This window comes from Novipirellula methanifontis, from assembly GCF_052161655.1.
Lineage (GTDB): Bacteria > Planctomycetota > Planctomycetia > Pirellulales > Pirellulaceae > Novipirellula.
The window spans coordinates 296498-314927 of sequence record NZ_CP197418.1 but is presented as its reverse complement, the minus strand read 5'-3'; the positions used below and the strand labels follow the sequence as shown (position 1 = coordinate 314927).

The 18430-nt window shown below is 53.2% G+C and carries 9 protein-coding genes; 7 read left to right on the top strand and 2 right to left on the bottom strand.

Features of this window, described 5'->3' with window-relative positions:
• Positions 1-301: 301 nt before the first annotated feature.
• Positions 302-3697 carry a discoidin domain-containing protein gene (locus tag SH528x_RS01025; RefSeq protein WP_442508679.1) on the bottom strand — a complete coding sequence of 1132 codons (3396 nt, stop codon included), beginning with the start codon at positions 3695-3697 and terminating at the stop codon, positions 302-304.
• A gap of 316 nt (positions 3698-4013) precedes the next feature.
• Here SH528x_RS01025 and SH528x_RS01020 point away from each other — a divergent pair, with 316 nt between their 5' ends.
• The 4 genes from SH528x_RS01020 to SH528x_RS01005 all read left to right on the top strand — a co-directional run bounded on the left by SH528x_RS01020 (position 4014) and on the right by SH528x_RS01005 (position 12254).
• On the top strand, positions 4014-5270 hold the full coding sequence (locus tag SH528x_RS01020; protein WP_442508678.1) for a substrate-binding domain-containing protein: 1257 nt from the start codon (positions 4014-4016) through the stop codon (positions 5268-5270).
• 489 nt (positions 5271-5759) lie between these two features.
• Complete coding sequence (locus SH528x_RS01015) at positions 5760-7349, top strand: sulfatase (protein WP_442508677.1); 1590 nt, start codon at positions 5760-5762, stop codon at positions 7347-7349.
• Positions 7350-7420: 71 nt separating this feature from the next.
• Positions 7421-10780, top strand: a complete 3360-nt coding sequence (locus SH528x_RS01010; protein ID WP_442508676.1) for a DUF5107 domain-containing protein — start codon at positions 7421-7423, stop codon at positions 10778-10780.
• Positions 10781-10808: 28 nt separating this feature from the next.
• Positions 10809-12254 (top strand): sugar porter family MFS transporter, encoded by a 1446-nt coding sequence (locus SH528x_RS01005; protein WP_442508675.1) that lies wholly within the window; start codon positions 10809-10811, stop codon positions 12252-12254.
• A 29-nt stretch (positions 12255-12283) separates the two neighbouring features.
• Here the strand turns inward: SH528x_RS01005 and SH528x_RS01000 are convergent, their stop codons facing one another.
• Complete coding sequence (locus tag SH528x_RS01000) at positions 12284-13009, bottom strand: SGNH/GDSL hydrolase family protein (protein WP_442508674.1); 726 nt, start codon at positions 13007-13009, stop codon at positions 12284-12286.
• Positions 13010-13565: 556 nt separating this feature from the next.
• On the opposite strand from SH528x_RS01000, the gene SH528x_RS00995 reads away from it, so the two are divergent.
• The 3 genes from SH528x_RS00995 to SH528x_RS00985 all read left to right on the top strand — a co-directional run bounded on the left by SH528x_RS00995 (position 13566) and on the right by SH528x_RS00985 (position 18404).
• Entirely contained in the window at positions 13566-14930 is a 1365-nt protein-coding gene (locus SH528x_RS00995) for a sulfatase family protein (protein WP_442512247.1), read from the top strand.
• Between the two features lie 95 nt (positions 14931-15025).
• Positions 15026-16297: a sulfatase-like hydrolase/transferase gene (locus SH528x_RS00990; RefSeq protein ID WP_442512246.1), complete on the top strand. Its 1272-nt coding sequence runs from the start codon at positions 15026-15028 to the stop codon at positions 16295-16297.
• Positions 16298-16463: 166 nt separating this feature from the next.
• A complete protein-coding gene (locus SH528x_RS00985) occupies positions 16464-18404 on the top strand; it encodes a hypothetical protein (RefSeq protein ID WP_442508673.1) in 1941 nt (646 codons plus the stop codon).
• Positions 18405-18430 lie beyond the last annotated feature (26 nt).

Sequence of the window (18430 nt, the reverse complement as noted above, 5' to 3'; positions counted from 1 at the left end):
CAGTAGCGGAGGTGGAAGTGTCGTCTCGTAACTGTCACGCCTATACATCACGCCGACTTGAACGCAGTCGAATGCTTCAATCAAATCAGAGTAGCTAAAGAGGGGCGTTGCACCGAAACAAAACGGGAGGTGGAGGAAGGTCTGCGTTTGTGGCAGCGGTTTCGTGATTATGCACTCAAACAATGGCCTCGATTGTCTGGTTAATTCCAAGTCATCAACCATGTTGGGCTTAGTCGACCGAACCCATCGCGTCGGAATCGTCACCTTTTCGCGATGACCGTGATACCACCACGCCGTCTCATTAGTTCACCTTTTCAGTCAAAAAATCGGTGAACAATAATTCCAGTTCGGCAATGCTTACGTGACGAAGCGGTTGTGTACCGTCGGCGGTTTGAGGGATGCGAGCTTGGATTCTTATACGACGCGTCTGCACGGGGGTTGCGAGCCGGACTTCCTCGGGTTCAGTCGTCGCTTTCAATTGACCTGAAGCTACCGTTTTCCAATCGCCTGCCTCATCAAGTATCAATAGTTCGTAATCTCGCAACCGGGTCGCGGCTTTGTCTTGACGTGCGGTAATTCGAACGCCATCAAGTTCACGCGGTTGATCGAGAGACATTTCGATCCAGTGAGGCGGGGACGCGAGCGGGGTCCACTGGGTGTGCCACAGAGTATCGAGATCTCCGTCAAACGCTTTGGACGGCTCGAAGCGGCGCTGCATACTGCTGGCCCGGCTGCTTTCGATCGCTTTTTCCGTGGGCGAGAGCTCGCGTACCAACGTTTTGATTTGCTCAGTCGTCACGGAGCCTGTCGGATCAAAATCGTTGCTTGACACATAGCGTTCAAATGTCCTTCGCAGCTGTCTTGCAACCGGTCGTTGATCCAATTGAGTCTTCAGATCCATTGATGTTACCAAGATTCTGCCGGATCCAAACTTAGCCTCCCAAGCGAGTGCAAGTCGTTGCGGTTGAAACCAATTTGGGACAACTTGAACCAGCGGCGATACCGTTTTGGGCAAATGGTCGATCGGCATTGCAGCCGACCTCGAAATCAATTCCCACCATTGCCAGTTCGAGTGGAATTCGGTCGGAAACCCGTCGAAGCATGAATGGTTGGGGTCGCACAAAATTCCTAGCGTGTGTGGAGCCTGACCATTGGTCCACGCCCAATTCCAAAAGATCGGTGACATGCCGATCTGGACGTCGGTTGCAACATCGTTGGGGTCCAGCATCAAGACAACGCGTTTGCCGCGTTCTGCTGCAGCAATCGCGTCGGCAACTCGCGAAGTCATTACAATCTTAGGTTCCGCGACACGAAGGACGGCATCCATCGCAGCCGCAGACGGTGTCGAGGGATAGACCCACACGTCCCAATCGTTCGTCACAATCTGGTCGCGGTTCTCAACCGAAATCTCAAGCGTTAATTGTGATGCCGCTGTGACATCAGCAAGTGAACACGTAATCTCGCCGATCCGATACAGGTCCCCCGGCGATTGCCCTGAGAGCGGCCACTCTCCTTTTCCGATGACATCGCCGTCGTGGTTCGTCTGACTTGATCGCAGAACCCAAGTCACGGAACCGTGAAGGGGCTTGTTGCCAAAGTGTGATAGATCGACGGCTGCAGTAAAGGTTTCGTGTTGTTGCCATACTCGTTTGGGCATCCTCGCTAATGGTACGACGGGACCGCAAAACTTTCTGAATTCGCGTGCATTCATGTTGGGTTTCGAGTCCCAGAACGGATCTAGCATGCCCACTAGCGCCGTTCCTTGGCCAGGGAAATCTCGTAGGTCGAGCAACTGAAACCCGCCATGGCCGGGGGTCCGCAGCGCCGCTTCGATCTCTTCTTTGTAGGTCAAAACCTGCAATTTTCCCGACGCCATCAAAAAGTCGTTTGCCTGATCCAGCATTCCCGCTTCATCGAGAAAGCTGCGAAAGATTTCAAAATTCTTTGGCTTCAGGGCCCCGGTGTACTTTGCGATTTCATCAAAGTTCGGATAGACGCACCACTGACCAATTTCGTGAGCCACCACCGGTGCTGAATAACGCGAAATGAAATTGCGATAGTCTGTCACCGTTTCCGGCGGTTCTGAATTGATGCGGCTGCGCAGCTCTTCGCCCCACTGTTGAATCCGTGGTTGTGGGGAGATGTGGTATTCGTTGGCGTCAATGGCCGGCCATCCCGCACCAGCAGTGACCAAGACGCGGTCCTCACGCTCTTTGTAGCGTTCGACCCAAGGGGCAAGGAACTTGCCGCCACTGGCCACGCCGCTTGGTTCGTTTCCAGCACAAAAGAGCATGAACGATGGATGATTGCCGTAGGCGGCTAACACACGATCGGCTTCGCGATAGATCCATTGATCGATTGGAAGACCGCGTCCTAGTGACACGCTTTGGTTCGGCCAAGAAGAACATTCGACTTGGAAATAGAAGCCCATTTGATCTGCCGCTACAAACGCGGCCTCGGGCGGACACCACGAGTGAAAGCGAATGTGATTGAGCCCGTGTTGTTTGCAAATACGAATGATCCGCTGCCATGACGGAACGTCGGTCGGCGGATACCCCGTAAGCGGAAAAATACAACACTCCAACGTGCCTCGCAAAAAAATCGGTCGACCATTGAGGACCAACCGGCCATCCCGAGCTTCGATCTTGCGGAATCCAAATCGGCCCGTCCACTGAGCCGGCGTAGTCGAGGCCACGGAGGCTCGCTCACCCACAGTCTCTTCGCCGGCTGGGGATCGAATCAAAAGCGTGACCGACAAGTCGCAAAGTTGGGGATCAAACTCATCCCAAAAACGAGGCAGTCGATCGAGTGATACCGTTTGCATCGACGTCGATTGACCCGGCTGAATGTCAACCATTGTTTCAAGCGATGCAAGTGTTTCGCCGTCTTGCGATACCTTGACAACCAAGTATCGCTGTTGCGACTGAGTCATCGAGTTCGTCAACACAATGTCGGCTTGAATCTTTTTCGCATCGAAATCCGGGCGAATGTCAACGCGCTGAATGTCGAGCAACGGATGCGCCGAGAGTGTCATCGCACCCACGATGCCATGCCATGCAGTTTGCGTGTGATCAGACACGCTGTGCGAATTGATACCAACATCGATTTCATCAAGCGAATTGTCGACTTCGATCGCTAGTTGGTGCACACCGGAATTAACATGCTCGGTCAAATCGAATTGGTGGGCCACTCCGAGCGACTCGCCGTGGCCAACTTGTTTTCCGTCGACCAACACCCGCGTCCGCCAGTGTGGTCGTTCTAGCGTCAGCACAATCCGCTGCCCCGACCATTGGTCAGGAATGTAGATTTCGCGTTGGTACGTCGCCTTGCCAACGTAGTGCAGTTCGGGTTGCAGCCAAAACGGAATCTTAAAATTGTTCGCAGTTCGAAACGGCCGAAACTCGGGGCGATCCCAGATCTTGTCGCGACCATCGGCAATCCACTGGGTGTCGGGACCAGGCGGTTGGCCGATTCCCGAGTCACGAAGAGTCCCGGGAAGCCGAACGTCGTGTGATTGTGGCTCGCCGGCGAGCCGAACTTGCCATCTACCCGACAGATCGATCAGGCCGCTTATTGGCTGCTCTGCACCACGGGCAGGACTCGCCGAGGTAATCAGAAGCCAACCGAAAACACCGCACAAACCGATGCCGACACATCGACGCAATTGCGACCAACAAGCGGGTCGTCTGGACATCATAATGAAGCTCTTGGTGATGCTCTCAAATTAACAAAATCACAACTGACCGTTGCGGGGTAGAATCATCGATGCCATGTCCTGGTGTGAAATCACGCTTCCCAGACGCAATCGATCCCCCTTCACTATTGCCGCGAATGGGCGAATCGCAATCCGCGATTGCGTCAAGTGCCTTTCATTTTGCGACAATGCCCAACGCCGTGGGGGCGTGAGACTACAATGAGGGTCAAATTGAAATTATTCAAGGTTTTAACAGGAAGAATGTCACGCTACGAGCGCGTGATTCTCTCTTCGGGGCGGCGGTATTGTAATCGAGCAAATGCAGCAAGTTTCAAAAAAGCCGCAAGTTCTCTTGTTCGTCGAGTCGTCGCGAGCCTACGGCCGTGGGTGTTTGCAAGGCGTGGCGGGGTATCTACATGCACACGATCCTTGGGACGTGGTCCATCTGGAACGTGGCCTGACGGAGGCGGTTCCGAGCGACTTACACGGACGTCGCTTTGATGGCGTGATCTCGCGGGCAGAAAACGCCTCGATCGCCGCAGAGATTGGTCAATTGGGACGATGGGTGGTCGATCTGCGAGGCAGTTTCATGCCCGAGCGTGGCGTCAGCATCGATACCGATCCCCAGTCCTGTGCGCGGATGGGGATCGACCATTTTATACAGCGAGGATTTCGGCGAATCGTTTATTGCGGTTATCACGGAATCGATTTTTCAGATGCCCGCGGCGATGCATTTACGAGCTATTGCCAGGACGAGAACATCGAGACCGATCGTTTCAATCTAGTACTCGACGATGCGGTTGACGCATCAACCGCGATCGAAAGCGTGCTGCGTCACGAAGCAAGTGCCGAAATCAAGGAAACCGCTTTGATCCGTTGGTTGCAGCAGCAGCCATTGCCTACGGCGGTGTTCGCTTGCAATGACGTTTGCGGACGGCAAGTCGTGCGAGCTGCGCAAAAAGCAGGCCTGCGAGTCCCTGAACAGCTTGCCGTGCTGGGCGTCGACAACGATGAAGTGATCTGCGATTTAACCAATCCACCATTGTCCAGCATTGAACCGGACACCTACCGAATCGGATTCGAGGGTGCCGCAGCGCTGGCGAGCTTGCTTGCGGAGGAGCATAACGGCAGTGAGGTCAACGTTCTGCAACAAGATCGCCACGAAAAAGCAATCACGCCGCCGTCCCAGTGCATTGCCATTTCGCCACGCCGAGTGGTAACTCGTTTTTCAACGGACGTGCTCGCCGTCAACGATGCCGATCTGTCTGCGGCAATCGAATTTATTCGTCTACAAGCCTGCCAAGGGATTGGCGTCGATGATGTCGCAGCGCACGTTGCTATCTCACGTGCGACACTGGAACGTCGCTTTCGAAGCCTGCTTGATCGCACCCCGCGTGAGGAGATTGACCGCATCCGTATGGAACGCGCTAAAACATTGTTGCTGCAAACCGATTATGGCCTCGATCGCATTGCAACAATGACCGCCTATAGCAAGGCACCTCATTTAATAACCGCGTTTCGTCGTCAAACCGGATTGACCCCCGCGATATTTCGTAAACGCTATCGCCGATCGTAGATGAATTTAGTTTGGCCGCTGCTACGGTTCGTCGCTCAATTGCTGCAGTTTGTGACGCATTTAGGGGTGGCAAATTATGGCATTTGTGATTTGTAGATACGCTCGCCAGAGCGTGGATGGTTTCCGTCCGTTGCGAATCACCACCTTCTGGCGAAGGTATCTACGAGAAAATGCTGCACAGCGTTACCCGTACAGGCTGATAACCCCCATGCGACGAGCGTGCTTGGCCATGTGCTCAATTTCGAGAGATGCGACGCAAGTTCGAAACCGTTTGCAGTGAATGTGAAGGCGGATGCCGTGTTTTGGACCGTAGAATAAGGGCTCCGCGACATCACGTCGGAGGATACTGCCGGTTGAGCCAACGACCGCTGGATCGCTATCTAATCCGCGAGTCGACCTGATCGCCGCCGGTGAAGCGGCTTGGATGACACCGAAGTCTGACGGGAGTGACGCAGAGAATCACGAATTCGCTTTTCCATCTTGAAAACAATGTCAATGATCCACAAGCTTAGCCTTTTCACTGCCGCTCTTTTGGTGCCATTGCTTTGCAATGCCGAATCGCCTGACAGCCGCCCCGATACGACTCATCGCCCAAGCGTACTATTCATCTTGGTCGACGACCTAGGGTTTTATGACCTGTCGGTTCAGGGGAGTTCTTTCTATCAAACGCCACACATTGATGCTTTAGCCAACGGGGGCGTCCGGTTTACCAATGGGTATGCAAATTGCCAAGTTTGCAGCCCGTCGCGTGCGAGCATCCAAACCGGCAAATTCACCGCACGCCATGGCGTGACCGATTGGATTGGTGCTGAGGCGGGAAAGGACCATCCCTTGGGCGAGCGTCTGCGTGCACCAGAGTATGTCCGCGAGTTACCCCACCATGACATCACGATGGCCGAGGCGATGAGGGATGCGGGCTACAAGACCTTCTTCGCGGGTAAATGGCATTTGGGTGGCGAAGGCTCGCTACCGACAGATCATGGCTACGACATCAACATTGGTGGAAATGATTTCGGCAGCCCACCGGGCGGTTACTTCTCGCCCTACCACAACCCAAAACTCGACGACGGACCCGATGGCGAAGCGTTGCCGGTGAGGTTGGCCAAAGAGACTTCGGGATTTATTCGCGATCACCAAGATCAACCTTTCTTTGCAATGTTGTCGTTCTATTCCGTCCATGGGCCGATGCAAACCAGTCGATCGTTGTGGCAGAAATACCGCGACATCGCGACAAGACAACCGCAAGTTCAGACACGTTTCAAGGTCGATCGAACGATGCCCGTCCGCCAGATCCAAGATCATCCGGTTTATGCCGGAATGATAGAATCGCTCGACACGGCCGTTGGAATGGTTCTCGAAACACTTCGGCAGTGTGGCTTGGAAGAATCCACCATCGTCGTCTTTACCGGCGACAACGGCGGAGTCTCCTCTGGTGATGGTTTCTCGACAAGCAACCTTCCACTGCGTGGTGGAAAAGGTCGCCAATGGGAAGGTGGGATTCGCCAACCCTATTTCATTCGCTACCCCGAGCGAATCGAAGCGAACAAGTCGAGCGAGGTCCTGGCAACGGGCGCGGATTTTTACCCGACCATTCTCGAGTTATGCGGACTCTCGCTGCTCCCAGAGCAACACGTCGATGGTGTGAGCCTCGTGCCCGCCATCCAAGGCAAACCGATGAAGGAACGAACGTTGTATTGGCACTATCCCCACTACGGCAATCAGGGAGGCGAGCCAAGTTCGATCATTCGAAGGGGGCCATGGAAGCTAATTCACTATTACGAAGACGGACATAACGAACTCTACAAATTAGACGCGGATCCTGGCGAAAGCAGTGATTTGTCGTTGCAGATGCCGGTCACGACCGAACGATTATCCAGCCAATTGAAAGCTTGGTTGCTGCATGTCAATGCACGCATTCCATCACCTGATCCTCACTACGATTCCAAGGCCACCGAAGCGCGGGCGATTCGATACCAAACCGAGCTCAAGAATCGTCTTGAGCGCGAGCACGCCGCCATGCTGCGCCCCGATTGGACACCCAATGCCGATTGGTGGGGCAGTTTGCAAAGCAAAGATTAGCCGAACAACGTCCCACCGGATCCCAAGTAGTGAAAACGGTGGGGCAACCACATATTTTAAAGCAAATTACGATGGATACGAACAAAATTGCACGTGTATGGGAACAACGCATTACGATCCCTACCTACGGCGTCGGCGCACCTGATCCCAATCCCATGTTTCTTGACAAACGGGTGTACCAAGGAAGCAGCGGAGCGGTCTACCCGCTACCGGTGATCGATCGGATCGAGGAAGAAAAACACGACAAGGAATGGCAAGCGGTTTTTCTCGAAAACGACTACCTGAAGGTGATGGTGTTGCCGGAACTGGGGGGGCGAATCCAGATGGCGTTGGACAAAACCAACGACTACCACTTCGTCTACTACAACCGAGTGATCAAACCTGCGCTCGTTGGATTAGCAGGCCCTTGGATCAGTGGTGGAATCGAATTCAATTGGCCACAACATCATCGCCCTAATACCTACGGCCCGGTTGATTATCAGCTTGTAACGGGCGACGACGGATCAGCCACTGTTTGGTGTCACGAAATCGATCGCATGCACCGCACCGAATGTCGCTACGGGATTCGCCTTTACCGCGATCGCGCGTACATCGAGATCAACGCGCATCTTGCCAATCCAACCCCGCTGCCGGAAACCTTTCTGTGGTGGGCAAATCCAGCAGTCGCGGTCGACGACAACCATCAATCGGTCTTTCCTCCGGACGTCAACGCCGTGCTCGATCATGGCAAACGCGATGTATCGACGTTTCCGATTGCTACCGGAACCTATTACAAATTTGATTACTCCAAAGGTGACGGCCGTTTGGGTGACAAATCGGGTACCGATATCTCCCGGTATCGCAACGTTCCTGTTCCGACCTCCTACATGGCGTACAAAAGTGATTACGACTTTGTCGGCGCCTATGACCATGGTCGGAAAGCTGGATTGCTGCATGTTTGCAATCACCATATCAGTCCAGGCAAAAAGCAATGGACTTGGGGCAACGGCGAGTTCGGGCAAGCGTGGGATCGCCATCTAACCGACGAAGATGGTCCCTACATCGAACTGATGTGCGGCGTCTATACCGACAACCAGCCCGATTTCACTTGGCTGATGCCGGGCGAACAAAAATCGTTCTCGCAGTATTTTATGCCCTACAAAGGCATCGGCATGATTGGCAACGCGACGATTGAGGCTGCCGTCGCAATGGATGTCAACGATGCAACCGCGGAAGTGCGCGTTTATACCACCGGGTGTCGCGAGAACGCGAAAATCCGCTTGACCAGCGGCGACACTCAAATCGCCAAAACCGTTTTTAATGCCACCCCGCATCAACACTTTGAAACTTCGTTTGATCTGTCGCAATCTTTTGCGGCAAGCGAATTACAGGTTCTGGTGGTCGATCATGAAGACCGTGAATTGGTGTCATGGACACCGCCGGCAGGTGATGTCCATGAGATCCCCGAGGCGGCGACCGCGATTGCGCCGCCGCATGCACTTCAATCGACTGAAGATCTGTTTCTAGCCGGACAACATATCGAGCAATATCGCCACGCGACACGCCGCGCCCGTGACTACTATAACGAAGGGCTAGAACGAGATCCGGGCGATATCCGGATCAATAATGCAATGGGGAAACTGCTGTATCGGCAGGGACAATTCGCGAGATCGGTTCCCTATTTCGAGCGTGCGATTGAGCGAATGACGCGTCACAGCCCAAATCCATATGACGGTGAAGCATTCTACAACCTCGGTTTAGCTAAACGGATGCAGCGTCAGCACCATGCGGCAACCAACGCTTTTTATAAAGCGACATGGAATGCCGCATGGGTATCGGCAGCGTCTTTCGAGCTTGCTCGTTTAGCCGCGTGTCGCGGGGAACGCGACGATGCACTGCAGCTATGTCGACGATGTCTTGATGGCAACGTTCACCACAGCCAAGCTTCGCATTTGCTCGCTCGATTGCTTCGTGGCGACGATTCGCAGCGTACAGTGATCGACAACGAACTCACGCGAAACCCATTCAATTTTGGTGTATTGTTTGAACAAGCCTTTCTAGATGATGATTTTTCAGACTACGAAACCATCACACGAGATGTCCCCAATACCATCATCGAATTGGCGATTGACTATGCGTCGTTTGGTGATTTCGAAACTGCCTCTGCAATGCTGTCGCGTTTGATTGCTCGCGTTGACGCGGTGCCGGCGTTGGTCCGCTACTATCTTGCCGCTTACCTGAAAGAACTGGGCAAGCACGACGAAGCGGCGGAGCAGCGAAGATTGGCGAGTTCGGCCAGTGAACCAGACTATTATTTCGCGAACAAACTTGAGGATATTGCTGTCCTGCAATCCGCAATCGATTGTGATCAAGGCGATTCGTATGCGGCCTATCAACTCGGAAATCTGTGGTATGACCGACGGCAGTATGACGAGGCGATCGAATGCTGGGAGAAAGCGTGCAATGCAAATCCAGAGTTTCCAACCGTTTGGCGAAACCTGTCGCTGGCGTATTTTAATCAGCTGCGTGATGGCGATCGTGCCCTTGTCGCCATGGAAACCGCGTTTGAAAAAAATGCGAACGACTCACGCGTCTTGTTTGAACTTGACCAGCTCTCTCTGCGACTTGGCCACGGCCCCGAGCAGCGATTAGATCGATTGCGCAAGCACATCTCTCTCGTCCAACAACGTGACGACCTCTATTTGCAGTGGTGCACGCTTCATAACTTAATGGGTGATCATTCGACTGCACTGAAGCTACTATTGGCACGGAACTTCCGGCCCTGGGAAGGCGGTGAGGGCAAAGTCCCTACTCAATATGTCATTGCACGGACTCAGTTAGCGCGCCGAGCGTTGTCCAGCGATGACCTGTCTCAAGCGATCGAGCAACTTGAACAAGCGTTGCAGTGGCCGACGAACTTGGGCGAAGGAAAGTTGGCTGGTACTCAAGAAAATGAGATCCACTATCTGTTGGGTTGCGTTTATGAAGCGATCGGTGACCAAGACACGGCGACACGGTGGTTCGAATCCGCGAGCGAAGGCTTGGGGGAACCGACATCGGCAATGTATTACAACGATCAGCCTCCCGAGTCGATTTACTACCAAGGTCTAGCGCAAGCCAAGCTCGGTAGACAAGCGGCAGCAGTCGATCGTTATGAACGGCTGATTAACTACGGAGCCGGGCATTTTGATGACGACGTCACGATTGATTATTTTGCGGTTTCGCTTCCGTCGTTCTTGGTTTTTGACGCGGACTTAAGTCAAAACAACCAAATTCATTGTCGCTACATGATGGCATTGGGATCGCTTGGCTTGGGGAACATTGCCGAATCCAGGAGTCAATTCGATACGATTTTGGAATTGGACCCGTCGCACATCGGAGCCGTGTTGCATCGTCGGTGCTTACGTGATGTGACGCCCGCAAAAAACACAAAAACTGCGACTCATTCATAGCCCGCTGCCGCGGGTGTGCCCGGTGGCAATGTCTAATATAAAAAGCAAACAAGGCAATTCATTGGCAAGCGAAAACTCTTTCAATACCGCCTACATTTATCGCATTTCGCTCGTCGCAGCACTCGGCGGTTTGTTGTTCGGATACGATTGGGTCGTGATCGGTGGTGCGAAACCGTTCTACGAACCCTTCTTTGATTTGACTGGCGAGGACCGTGCTTGGCTTTCAGGTTGGGCGATGAGTTCGGCGCTGGCGGGGTGCCTTGCAGGGGCACTCTTGTCAGGTGCGCTCACTGACTCGCTCGGCCGCAAGAAGATGTTGATTTCTGCTGCGGTTCTATTTACCACATCGGCGATCTGGACTGCGCTCTCCGAAAACTTTTCGTCATTCATCCTCGCTCGCATTCTTGGCGGTATCGGTATCGGGTTGGCGTCCAATGTTTCACCGATCTACATTGCCGAAGTCTCGCCGTCGCTAATGCGAGGCAAATTTGTTTCGATGAATCAGTTGACGATTGTGATTGGCGTTCTTGCCGCACAGTTGGTCAATTTATTGATTTACAATATCGCACCGGTGGACCGAGACGCGACCGCCGAAGTGATCTTGGACTCCTGGAGTGGGCAAGTCGGATGGCGTTGGATGTTTGCGGCTGAAGCGGTCCCAGCGGGGCTGTTTTTCCTGCTGGCTTTGGTGATCCCCGAATCGCCACGTTGGTTGCTTCAGAAATCGCGCAACCAACAAGCCGAAGGAATTCTGAGAAGAATCGGAGGCACGGATTACGCGGTGACGGAGTTTGAGGAGATCAAAGGAACGCTTACTCGTAGCAGCGAACGTGTGCAATGGCGTGAGTTGATTGAGCCCAAACTACTGAAAATCGTCGCGTTGGGGATTTTTATCGCGATGTTCCAGCAGTGGTGCGGAATCAACGTCATCTTTAACTATGCGCAAGAAATCTTCTACGCAGCCGGTTATGACGTCAGCGGAATGATGTTCAACGTCGTTATCACTGGCATCGTCAATTTGGCATTCACGTTTGTTGCAATCAAAACGGTTGACCGATGGGGACGACGGCCTTTGATGCTGCTTGGTGCGGGAGGTCTGATGGTCACCTACGCCATCTTGGGAGCGTGTTACTACTACGAATTCAAAGGGGCGGTCGTTCTGTTCATCGTGTTAACAGCAATTGCGTGCTACGCAATGACACTGGCGCCAATCACCTGGGTTTTGTTATCGGAGATATTTCCCAACCGAATCCGGGGTGCTGCAATGAGTCTCTGCGTGTCCGCGCTATGGATAGCGTGTTTTGCGCTGACGGTAACATTCAAGCCGATCAATGTGGCCCTCGGCGCCTCGGGGACATTCTGGCTTTATGGAGGTGTCTGCTTGATCGGGTTTATCGTGTTGTATCGGTATGTGCCCGAAACCAAAAACAAATCGCTCGAAGAAATTGAACGAGAACTGATGAGTTCTCGGTAACCACGGAGTTTGCAAAGGCGGGCAACCAGTTACAGGAACAAGCGTCCGATCAATTCCGCGACAATCCTATTCCCAGCTTTGTTGGGATGATTGGGCTGTGAAAGATAGGAGTGGATTTTGTTTCCTTGTCGGACAATTTCCCCAAACGCTGCATAAGAATCGACAAGGGGCACACGGTATTCTTTGGCCAATTCGCGAACCTGGTTCGCGTGTTGGCCAAGGGGCGTAGAGTCGTCAAGCAAGTCTTCGTGCGAGTCGGGCGTGGGAGTCAACAGAACGACGGGCACGTTCGCTGCTTGACACTTCTCAATCATCGAACGCCATGCGGCAGCGGCCTTGTCAAGTCCCACGGCGCGATCATTGAGCGAGTAATCAATGAAGACGACATCGGGTTTTAGGGAAAGGACATCTGCGTCAAATCTCGCTTCCCCGCGAGTCGCATTTTCGCCTCCGATCGCGGTAATGGCGATATCGATCGTTGCATAGTTGTATTTGTCGCAGAGTGCGCGATGGAAGAGCATCGAGTATGAGTCATATCGATGCACCTCACCAGCACGGCCATACCCTGCGGGAACCGAATGTCCGTGAAATACAAAGCGGATAAGGCGGTTCTTCGGCCAATGAACCTGCATCGCCTGTTTGAGCGATGCAAAAGGATCTGCGACTTCGGCCTCTTGCGAGAATCCATCACCTGCAAAGATTACCATGATAAGAACAGGCAGAACAAACTTCTTCATGACTGTGTTGGTACTCATTAAGTTTATTTTGGGTAAATCGACACATTCTTAATCTATCCGATACTGGGTTCGGTGTTACCCCCAACTCGAGACAACCGCCCCAGCGCAAATGCAAAACCGCTCTCCCATGGCCGCGCTATTTCATCGATACGATCGTGGCCCATGGGGACTATGAACCTCTCGTTGGCTAGAGCACCTCCTTGATTGATGTGGCAAACGCGCCAGACGGTGGACCACGTTTCGGCGAACGTAGCTATCTTTTGAGAGCCTACACCGTGTCCTAAATTGCTCTAGGGGATTCGAAATTTGCTTCAGGAATTCGAAGCAAATTACGTTGTTTGGACTTTTTCCAAGGAATTCGTGCAAATAACGGAGGCAAGTTCAGGACTAATGTCGGGGATCGTTTTATCTGAGCCAATTCATTCCATTCCCACGCTCCGAAAGTGCGAGGAGCTGGGGGCAACGCAATTTTGATGAATGATATGATTCTTAATCTCAATGAGGAATCGGTAAGGAAATTGGACTGAAAAAAATGAAGAGTTTAGGAATTGATTTGTTGGTGTGCTCGTTGGGCATGAGTGTTTGTGGGTTGTTTTTCGCAATCCCCACACTGGCCGCTGAAACGCAACGTCCACCTGACATCGTCGTCTACTTAGCCGATGACCTTTCCGCCGCAGATCTGTCGCTCTACGGTGGAACAAATATCCAGACCCCAGCGATCGATCAATTGGCGGCGGACGGAATGACGTTCAACCGCGGCTTTGTCGCCAGTCCGTCATGCGCTGTCAGCCGCGCGGTGCTGCTGACTGGGCTGATGCCAGCTCGCAATGGCGCCGAGGAAAACCACAGCTACCCGCGTGAAAATGTCCTTCGTTTGCCAAAAGTACTGAACGAGCTCGGTTATCAGACGGCGGCGTTTGGAAAAGTCGCTCACTTGCGAAGCGCGCCGGACTATCACTTCGATGTTTACGACTTGAAACAGAACATTCCCGAGCTTCAGGTGACTGTTAAAAAGTTTCTCGAGAACCGTACCGACCCGCGGCCGCTCGCTCTGTTTGTCGGCGTCTCGGATCCGCACGTGCCTTGGCCGAGTGAGTCGACGGTGGATCCTGAAACAATGGCGATGCCTCCGCAATTGTTGGACACACCTCGCACCCGTGTCCAACGTTCACGCTACCTGCAAGAGGTCAAAAACCTGGATGCGTACCTCGGTGAACTCCGTGAGCTGACCGACAAGCACATGTCCAAGGACAAACTGTTTGTTTTCTCCAGCGATCACGGTGCTCAATTTCCGTTCGGTAAATGGACGCTGTATGACGAAGGGATTCGTGTACCGCTGGTCGTCGCCCGAGAAGGCAAGATCAAAGCCGGTGCAAGAACCGGTGCGATGGTGAGTTGGGTTGACATCTTGCCGACGCTGATCGATATCGCTGGCGGCGAGGTTCCCGAGAACCTGGACGGTCGTTCGTTCGCGGCGGTTCTTCATGGCAAAACCGATTCGCATCGGAAACGCATCTTCACGACGCACAGTGGCGACTTGAAAATGAACGTGTACTTGAGTCGTTCGATTCGCGTTGATCGCTACAAGCTCATCTGGAATCCGCACCCCGAGTTTGCGTTCACGTCCTATATCGATTTATTGTTGCGCGAGACCTCGGGCGACTACTTCAAGCAATGGATGGCAGCGGCGATGACGGACGAGCACGCAGCGAAAGTTCTCGCCCGATACTACGGTCGGCCTGAGTATGAGTTGTTTGACTTGAAAGAAGACCCCCACGAACTCACCAATCTCGCAGGCGACCCGAAACTCGCTGACGTCCAGCAAGACCTGCTATCCGAGCTGAAGTCTTGGATCGTAGAACAAGGCGATCAGCTAACCGTTTTCCATGAGCCGCTGATGTTGGATGCTCCAGAAACCTGGGTTCCTCGAAAAAAATAGTGGTTTGTTGAAAGGCGACGATTGCCGTTAGTATTTTTAACACCGTTGAGGAGATTGAGTTGAATAATCGAAGTTGGTTTTCTTGTCTACTTGGGTTGGTGGTCATTGCTCTTGCCACCCAGGTTTCATCGGCTGCGCAACCGAATATCGTGTTCCTGCTGAGTGACGACCAAGGCTGGGCAGACTACGGATTCATGGGGCATCCACATCTGCAGACACCAAATTTGGACCAGTTGGCTAAAGCCGGAGTTCTGTACGAACGCGGCTATGTCACCTCTCCATTGTGCCGGCCCTCGTTGGCCAGCATCGTCACGGGACTGTATCCGCATCAGACTCGGATCCGTGGGAATGATCCCGTCATGCCAAAGGGGACCAATCGATACGCTGCAAAACACAAGCCGTTGTCGACAAAGTTGCGTCATCAAATGACGGCGCCGATGGCGAACCATCCATCGTTCATCAAGGCTTTGCAGCAACACGGCTACGCAACGTTGCAAACGGGAAAATGGTGGGAAGGCAATCCGTTGGATCATGGGTTCAGCGACGCGATGACTCATGGTGATCACAATCGTGGTGGCCGCCACGGCGATGTCGGATTGAAGATCGGTCGAGAAACGATGAAGCCAATCTATGAATTTGTCGACAAGGCAAACGCGAACCGTCAACCATTTTTTATTTGGTACGGCGTCTTCCTGCCGCATGCACCGCACAATGCCCCCGATCGGCTGTTCAATAAGTACAAAGATGTCGCACCCGATGAGCCGACCGCACGTTACTGGGCCAATGTCGAGTGGTTGGACGAAGGTTGCGGCCAGATCATCGATTGTCTGAAAGAAAAGAACCTCTACGAAAATACGATCTTCGTCTACACCTGTGACAACGGATGGGTCCAGGACCCTGACAAGATTAACGCCAGTATTCGCTCCAAACAGTATCCGGTCGAAGCCGGTATCCGCACCCCGATATTCATCACCCATGAAGGATCGATTCAGCCTCAACGTGATACCGAAACATTGGCCAGTAATATCGATATCGCGCCGACCATCTTGCGTGCCTGTGGTATCGAACCGCCACCGGCGATGAGTGGACTTGATCTGCGTGAACCTGAACGGCTGAAAGACCGTAACCGCGTGTTTGTTGACGTCTACGAACACGACAGTGATCTCGACCAACTCGACGATTTGCAGAGTGGTGTGAAGGCGCGTGTCGTCATCGATGGATGGGATAAATTGATTGCCCGGCCCGACGGAAACGAGCTGTATGACCTCAAGAGCGATCCCGACGATCGCCACGATTTGTCATCGAAGGACAAAGCGAAAGTCACGAAGCTTTCGCGTCTGATCGACCAATGGATTGGCAAAAAATAGGAAACGACTCGGTGAACTCCACTTCGAGTCCTTCGACTCCCGCCTGTAGTACGGGAACTTGTCGAGGCGGGAGCCTCGACAGCAGTGCGTCCCTAAAGGCGGAGCCTGGGGACGAGCGTTTATACGAATTGATTCACACGCTAACTCTTACCACGAGAGAGACAATATGGATCGCAGGAATTTCATCGGCACGCTTTCGTCAGCTAGCGTGGGATTTGCGGTATCAACCCAGCTACTTTTATCGAGTCGCACCAGTCTGGCGGGCGAAGCGAAAGGTAGTCAGTTTGACGCGATGACCAAGAGTCTGCTAACCGATTGGTGTGACGGTATGATCCGGCGTCAGATCAATGACCCAGGCAACCCTAGACTTCACGGTGCTTTGGCGTGTCCGGCATGCAGCCACATTCATGGCCGGTGTTCCGACGCGTTGTATCCGTTCTTGCACATGGCGCATGTGACCGGGGACAAGAAGTATCTCAATGCCGCAATAGATGTCTACGACTGGGCCGAGCACAACGTAAGCCAACCGGACGGCAGTTGGACGAATGACATTGACCCGAAAGCGTGGCGAGGAACGACGATCTTCGGTGCGATCGCACTTGCCGAAGCTCTGCACTATCACGGCGAAGTGCTCGATAAAGAACGCCGCGCCGCGTGGACACGGCGACTGGACGAAGCGGCCGGTGGCTATCTGTATCGCGACTTCAAGACAATCGACTTTACGAATCTAAATTATGGGATGACCGGCGTTTATGGGTTCCATCTGTTTGGCCGACTGCTAGGGAAACAAAAATATATTGATCGAAGCGAGCAATTCGCAAAGCGACTGAAAGAGTTCTTCACCGAGCCGAACAAGCTGCTGTGGGGCGAAGGCAAACCGAATAACAACCGCAGCGGTCGCGGGTTGTTGCCAGTCGACCTGGGGTACAACGTCGAGGAATCACTCAACGGCGTCGTGCTGTATGCGTTGGAGGTCAAGGACACCGAATTATTGAACTTGCTGACCGAGTCATTGAACGGGCACTTGGAATTCATGTTGCCCGACGGTGCATGGGACAACAGTTGGGGCACGCGTTCGCAGAAATGGTGTTATTGGGGCAGTCGCACCTCAGACGGTTGCCAGCCGGCGTTCAGCTTGATGGCTGGCTATAACCCGGCATTCGGAACCGCCGCAATCAAAAATGCGGAACTTTTGCAGCGGTGTACCGCAGACGGGCTGATCCACGGCGGACCACACTACGTTTCTCACGGTGTCAAACCGTGCATCCACCACACTTTTGCTCATGCCAAAGTAATGGCATTAGTACAGGATAAAATGCACTCGATGCCGAAAGTCGACAAATCGACGCCGTTGCCTCGTGAGTCGGCTGCGGGCGTCAAACACTTTTCGGAACTCGACGTCTGGCTGGCCGCAAAGGGGCCATGGCGTGGAACCATCTCGGCCTATGATTCAATCTACAAAACAAAGTCTGTCGACCATTTGCAACAGCCAACCGGCGGATCGCTGTCGGTTCTGTATCACAACAAAGTCGGCACGTTGCTCGCCGGCAGCATGGCTCGATACATCTTGGTTGAACCGCTGAACATGCAGCCAAATCCAGGCGATGACTTCGCGCTGACTCCGCGAATCGAAACACACAAAGATGATGTTTGGTTCACGAATCTGTACGATCTAAAAGCGGACGTTCAGTACAAGGATGATGGCACACAGATATTGTTCGCCGTTAAGACCACACTGCAAGACGAACACCGAAACGCGGTTCCTGGCGAATCTGCAGACTACGACTTGACCTATCAGTTCGGCAGCGACAAGGTGACGATTTCCGCTGAGAGACCCAGTGTCACGAGTAGCGAAAGCCCCGCTCGTTTGGTTGTCCCAATCCTCTCGCCGACTGGAGAGGAAGTTCGGCAAGTTTCTCAATATCGCATTGAGATTGACAAACCAGGCGGCACTGTTGTTGTTCAGTGCAATATCCCGCTAATGATCAAAGACAGCCCCACGGACAGAGTCTTCAACATGGTGCCAGGGGCGGAAGCTGTTCCGATTATCGCAGAACTGCCATATGAAACAGCGACTAAGGTTCGGTGTGAAATTTCAGTGACTTAGAAGCCACGTAACTTTCGAAGAGCAAT

Excerpts from the sequence above, each read along its gene's own strand:
- SH528x_RS01000 (WP_442508674.1), bottom strand. The coding sequence starts at position 13,009 with ATGAGTACCAACACAGTCATGAAGAAGTTTGTTCTGCCTGTTCTTATC.
- SH528x_RS01005 (WP_442508675.1), top strand. The coding sequence starts at position 10,809 with ATGTCTAATATAAAAAGCAAACAAGGCAATTCATTGGCAAGCGAAAAC.
- SH528x_RS00985 (WP_442508673.1), top strand. The coding sequence starts at position 16,464 with ATGGATCGCAGGAATTTCATCGGCACGCTTTCGTCAGCTAGCGTGGGA.
- SH528x_RS00995 (WP_442512247.1), top strand. The coding sequence starts at position 13,566 with ATGAGTGTTTGTGGGTTGTTTTTCGCAATCCCCACACTGGCCGCTGAA.
- SH528x_RS01015 (WP_442508677.1), top strand. The coding sequence starts at position 5,760 with ATGTCAATGATCCACAAGCTTAGCCTTTTCACTGCCGCTCTTTTGGTG.
- SH528x_RS01020 (WP_442508678.1), top strand. The coding sequence starts at position 4,014 with ATGCAGCAAGTTTCAAAAAAGCCGCAAGTTCTCTTGTTCGTCGAGTCG.
- SH528x_RS01025 (WP_442508679.1), bottom strand. The coding sequence starts at position 3,697 with ATGATGTCCAGACGACCCGCTTGTTGGTCGCAATTGCGTCGATGTGTC.
- SH528x_RS01010 (WP_442508676.1), top strand. The coding sequence starts at position 7,421 with ATGGATACGAACAAAATTGCACGTGTATGGGAACAACGCATTACGATC.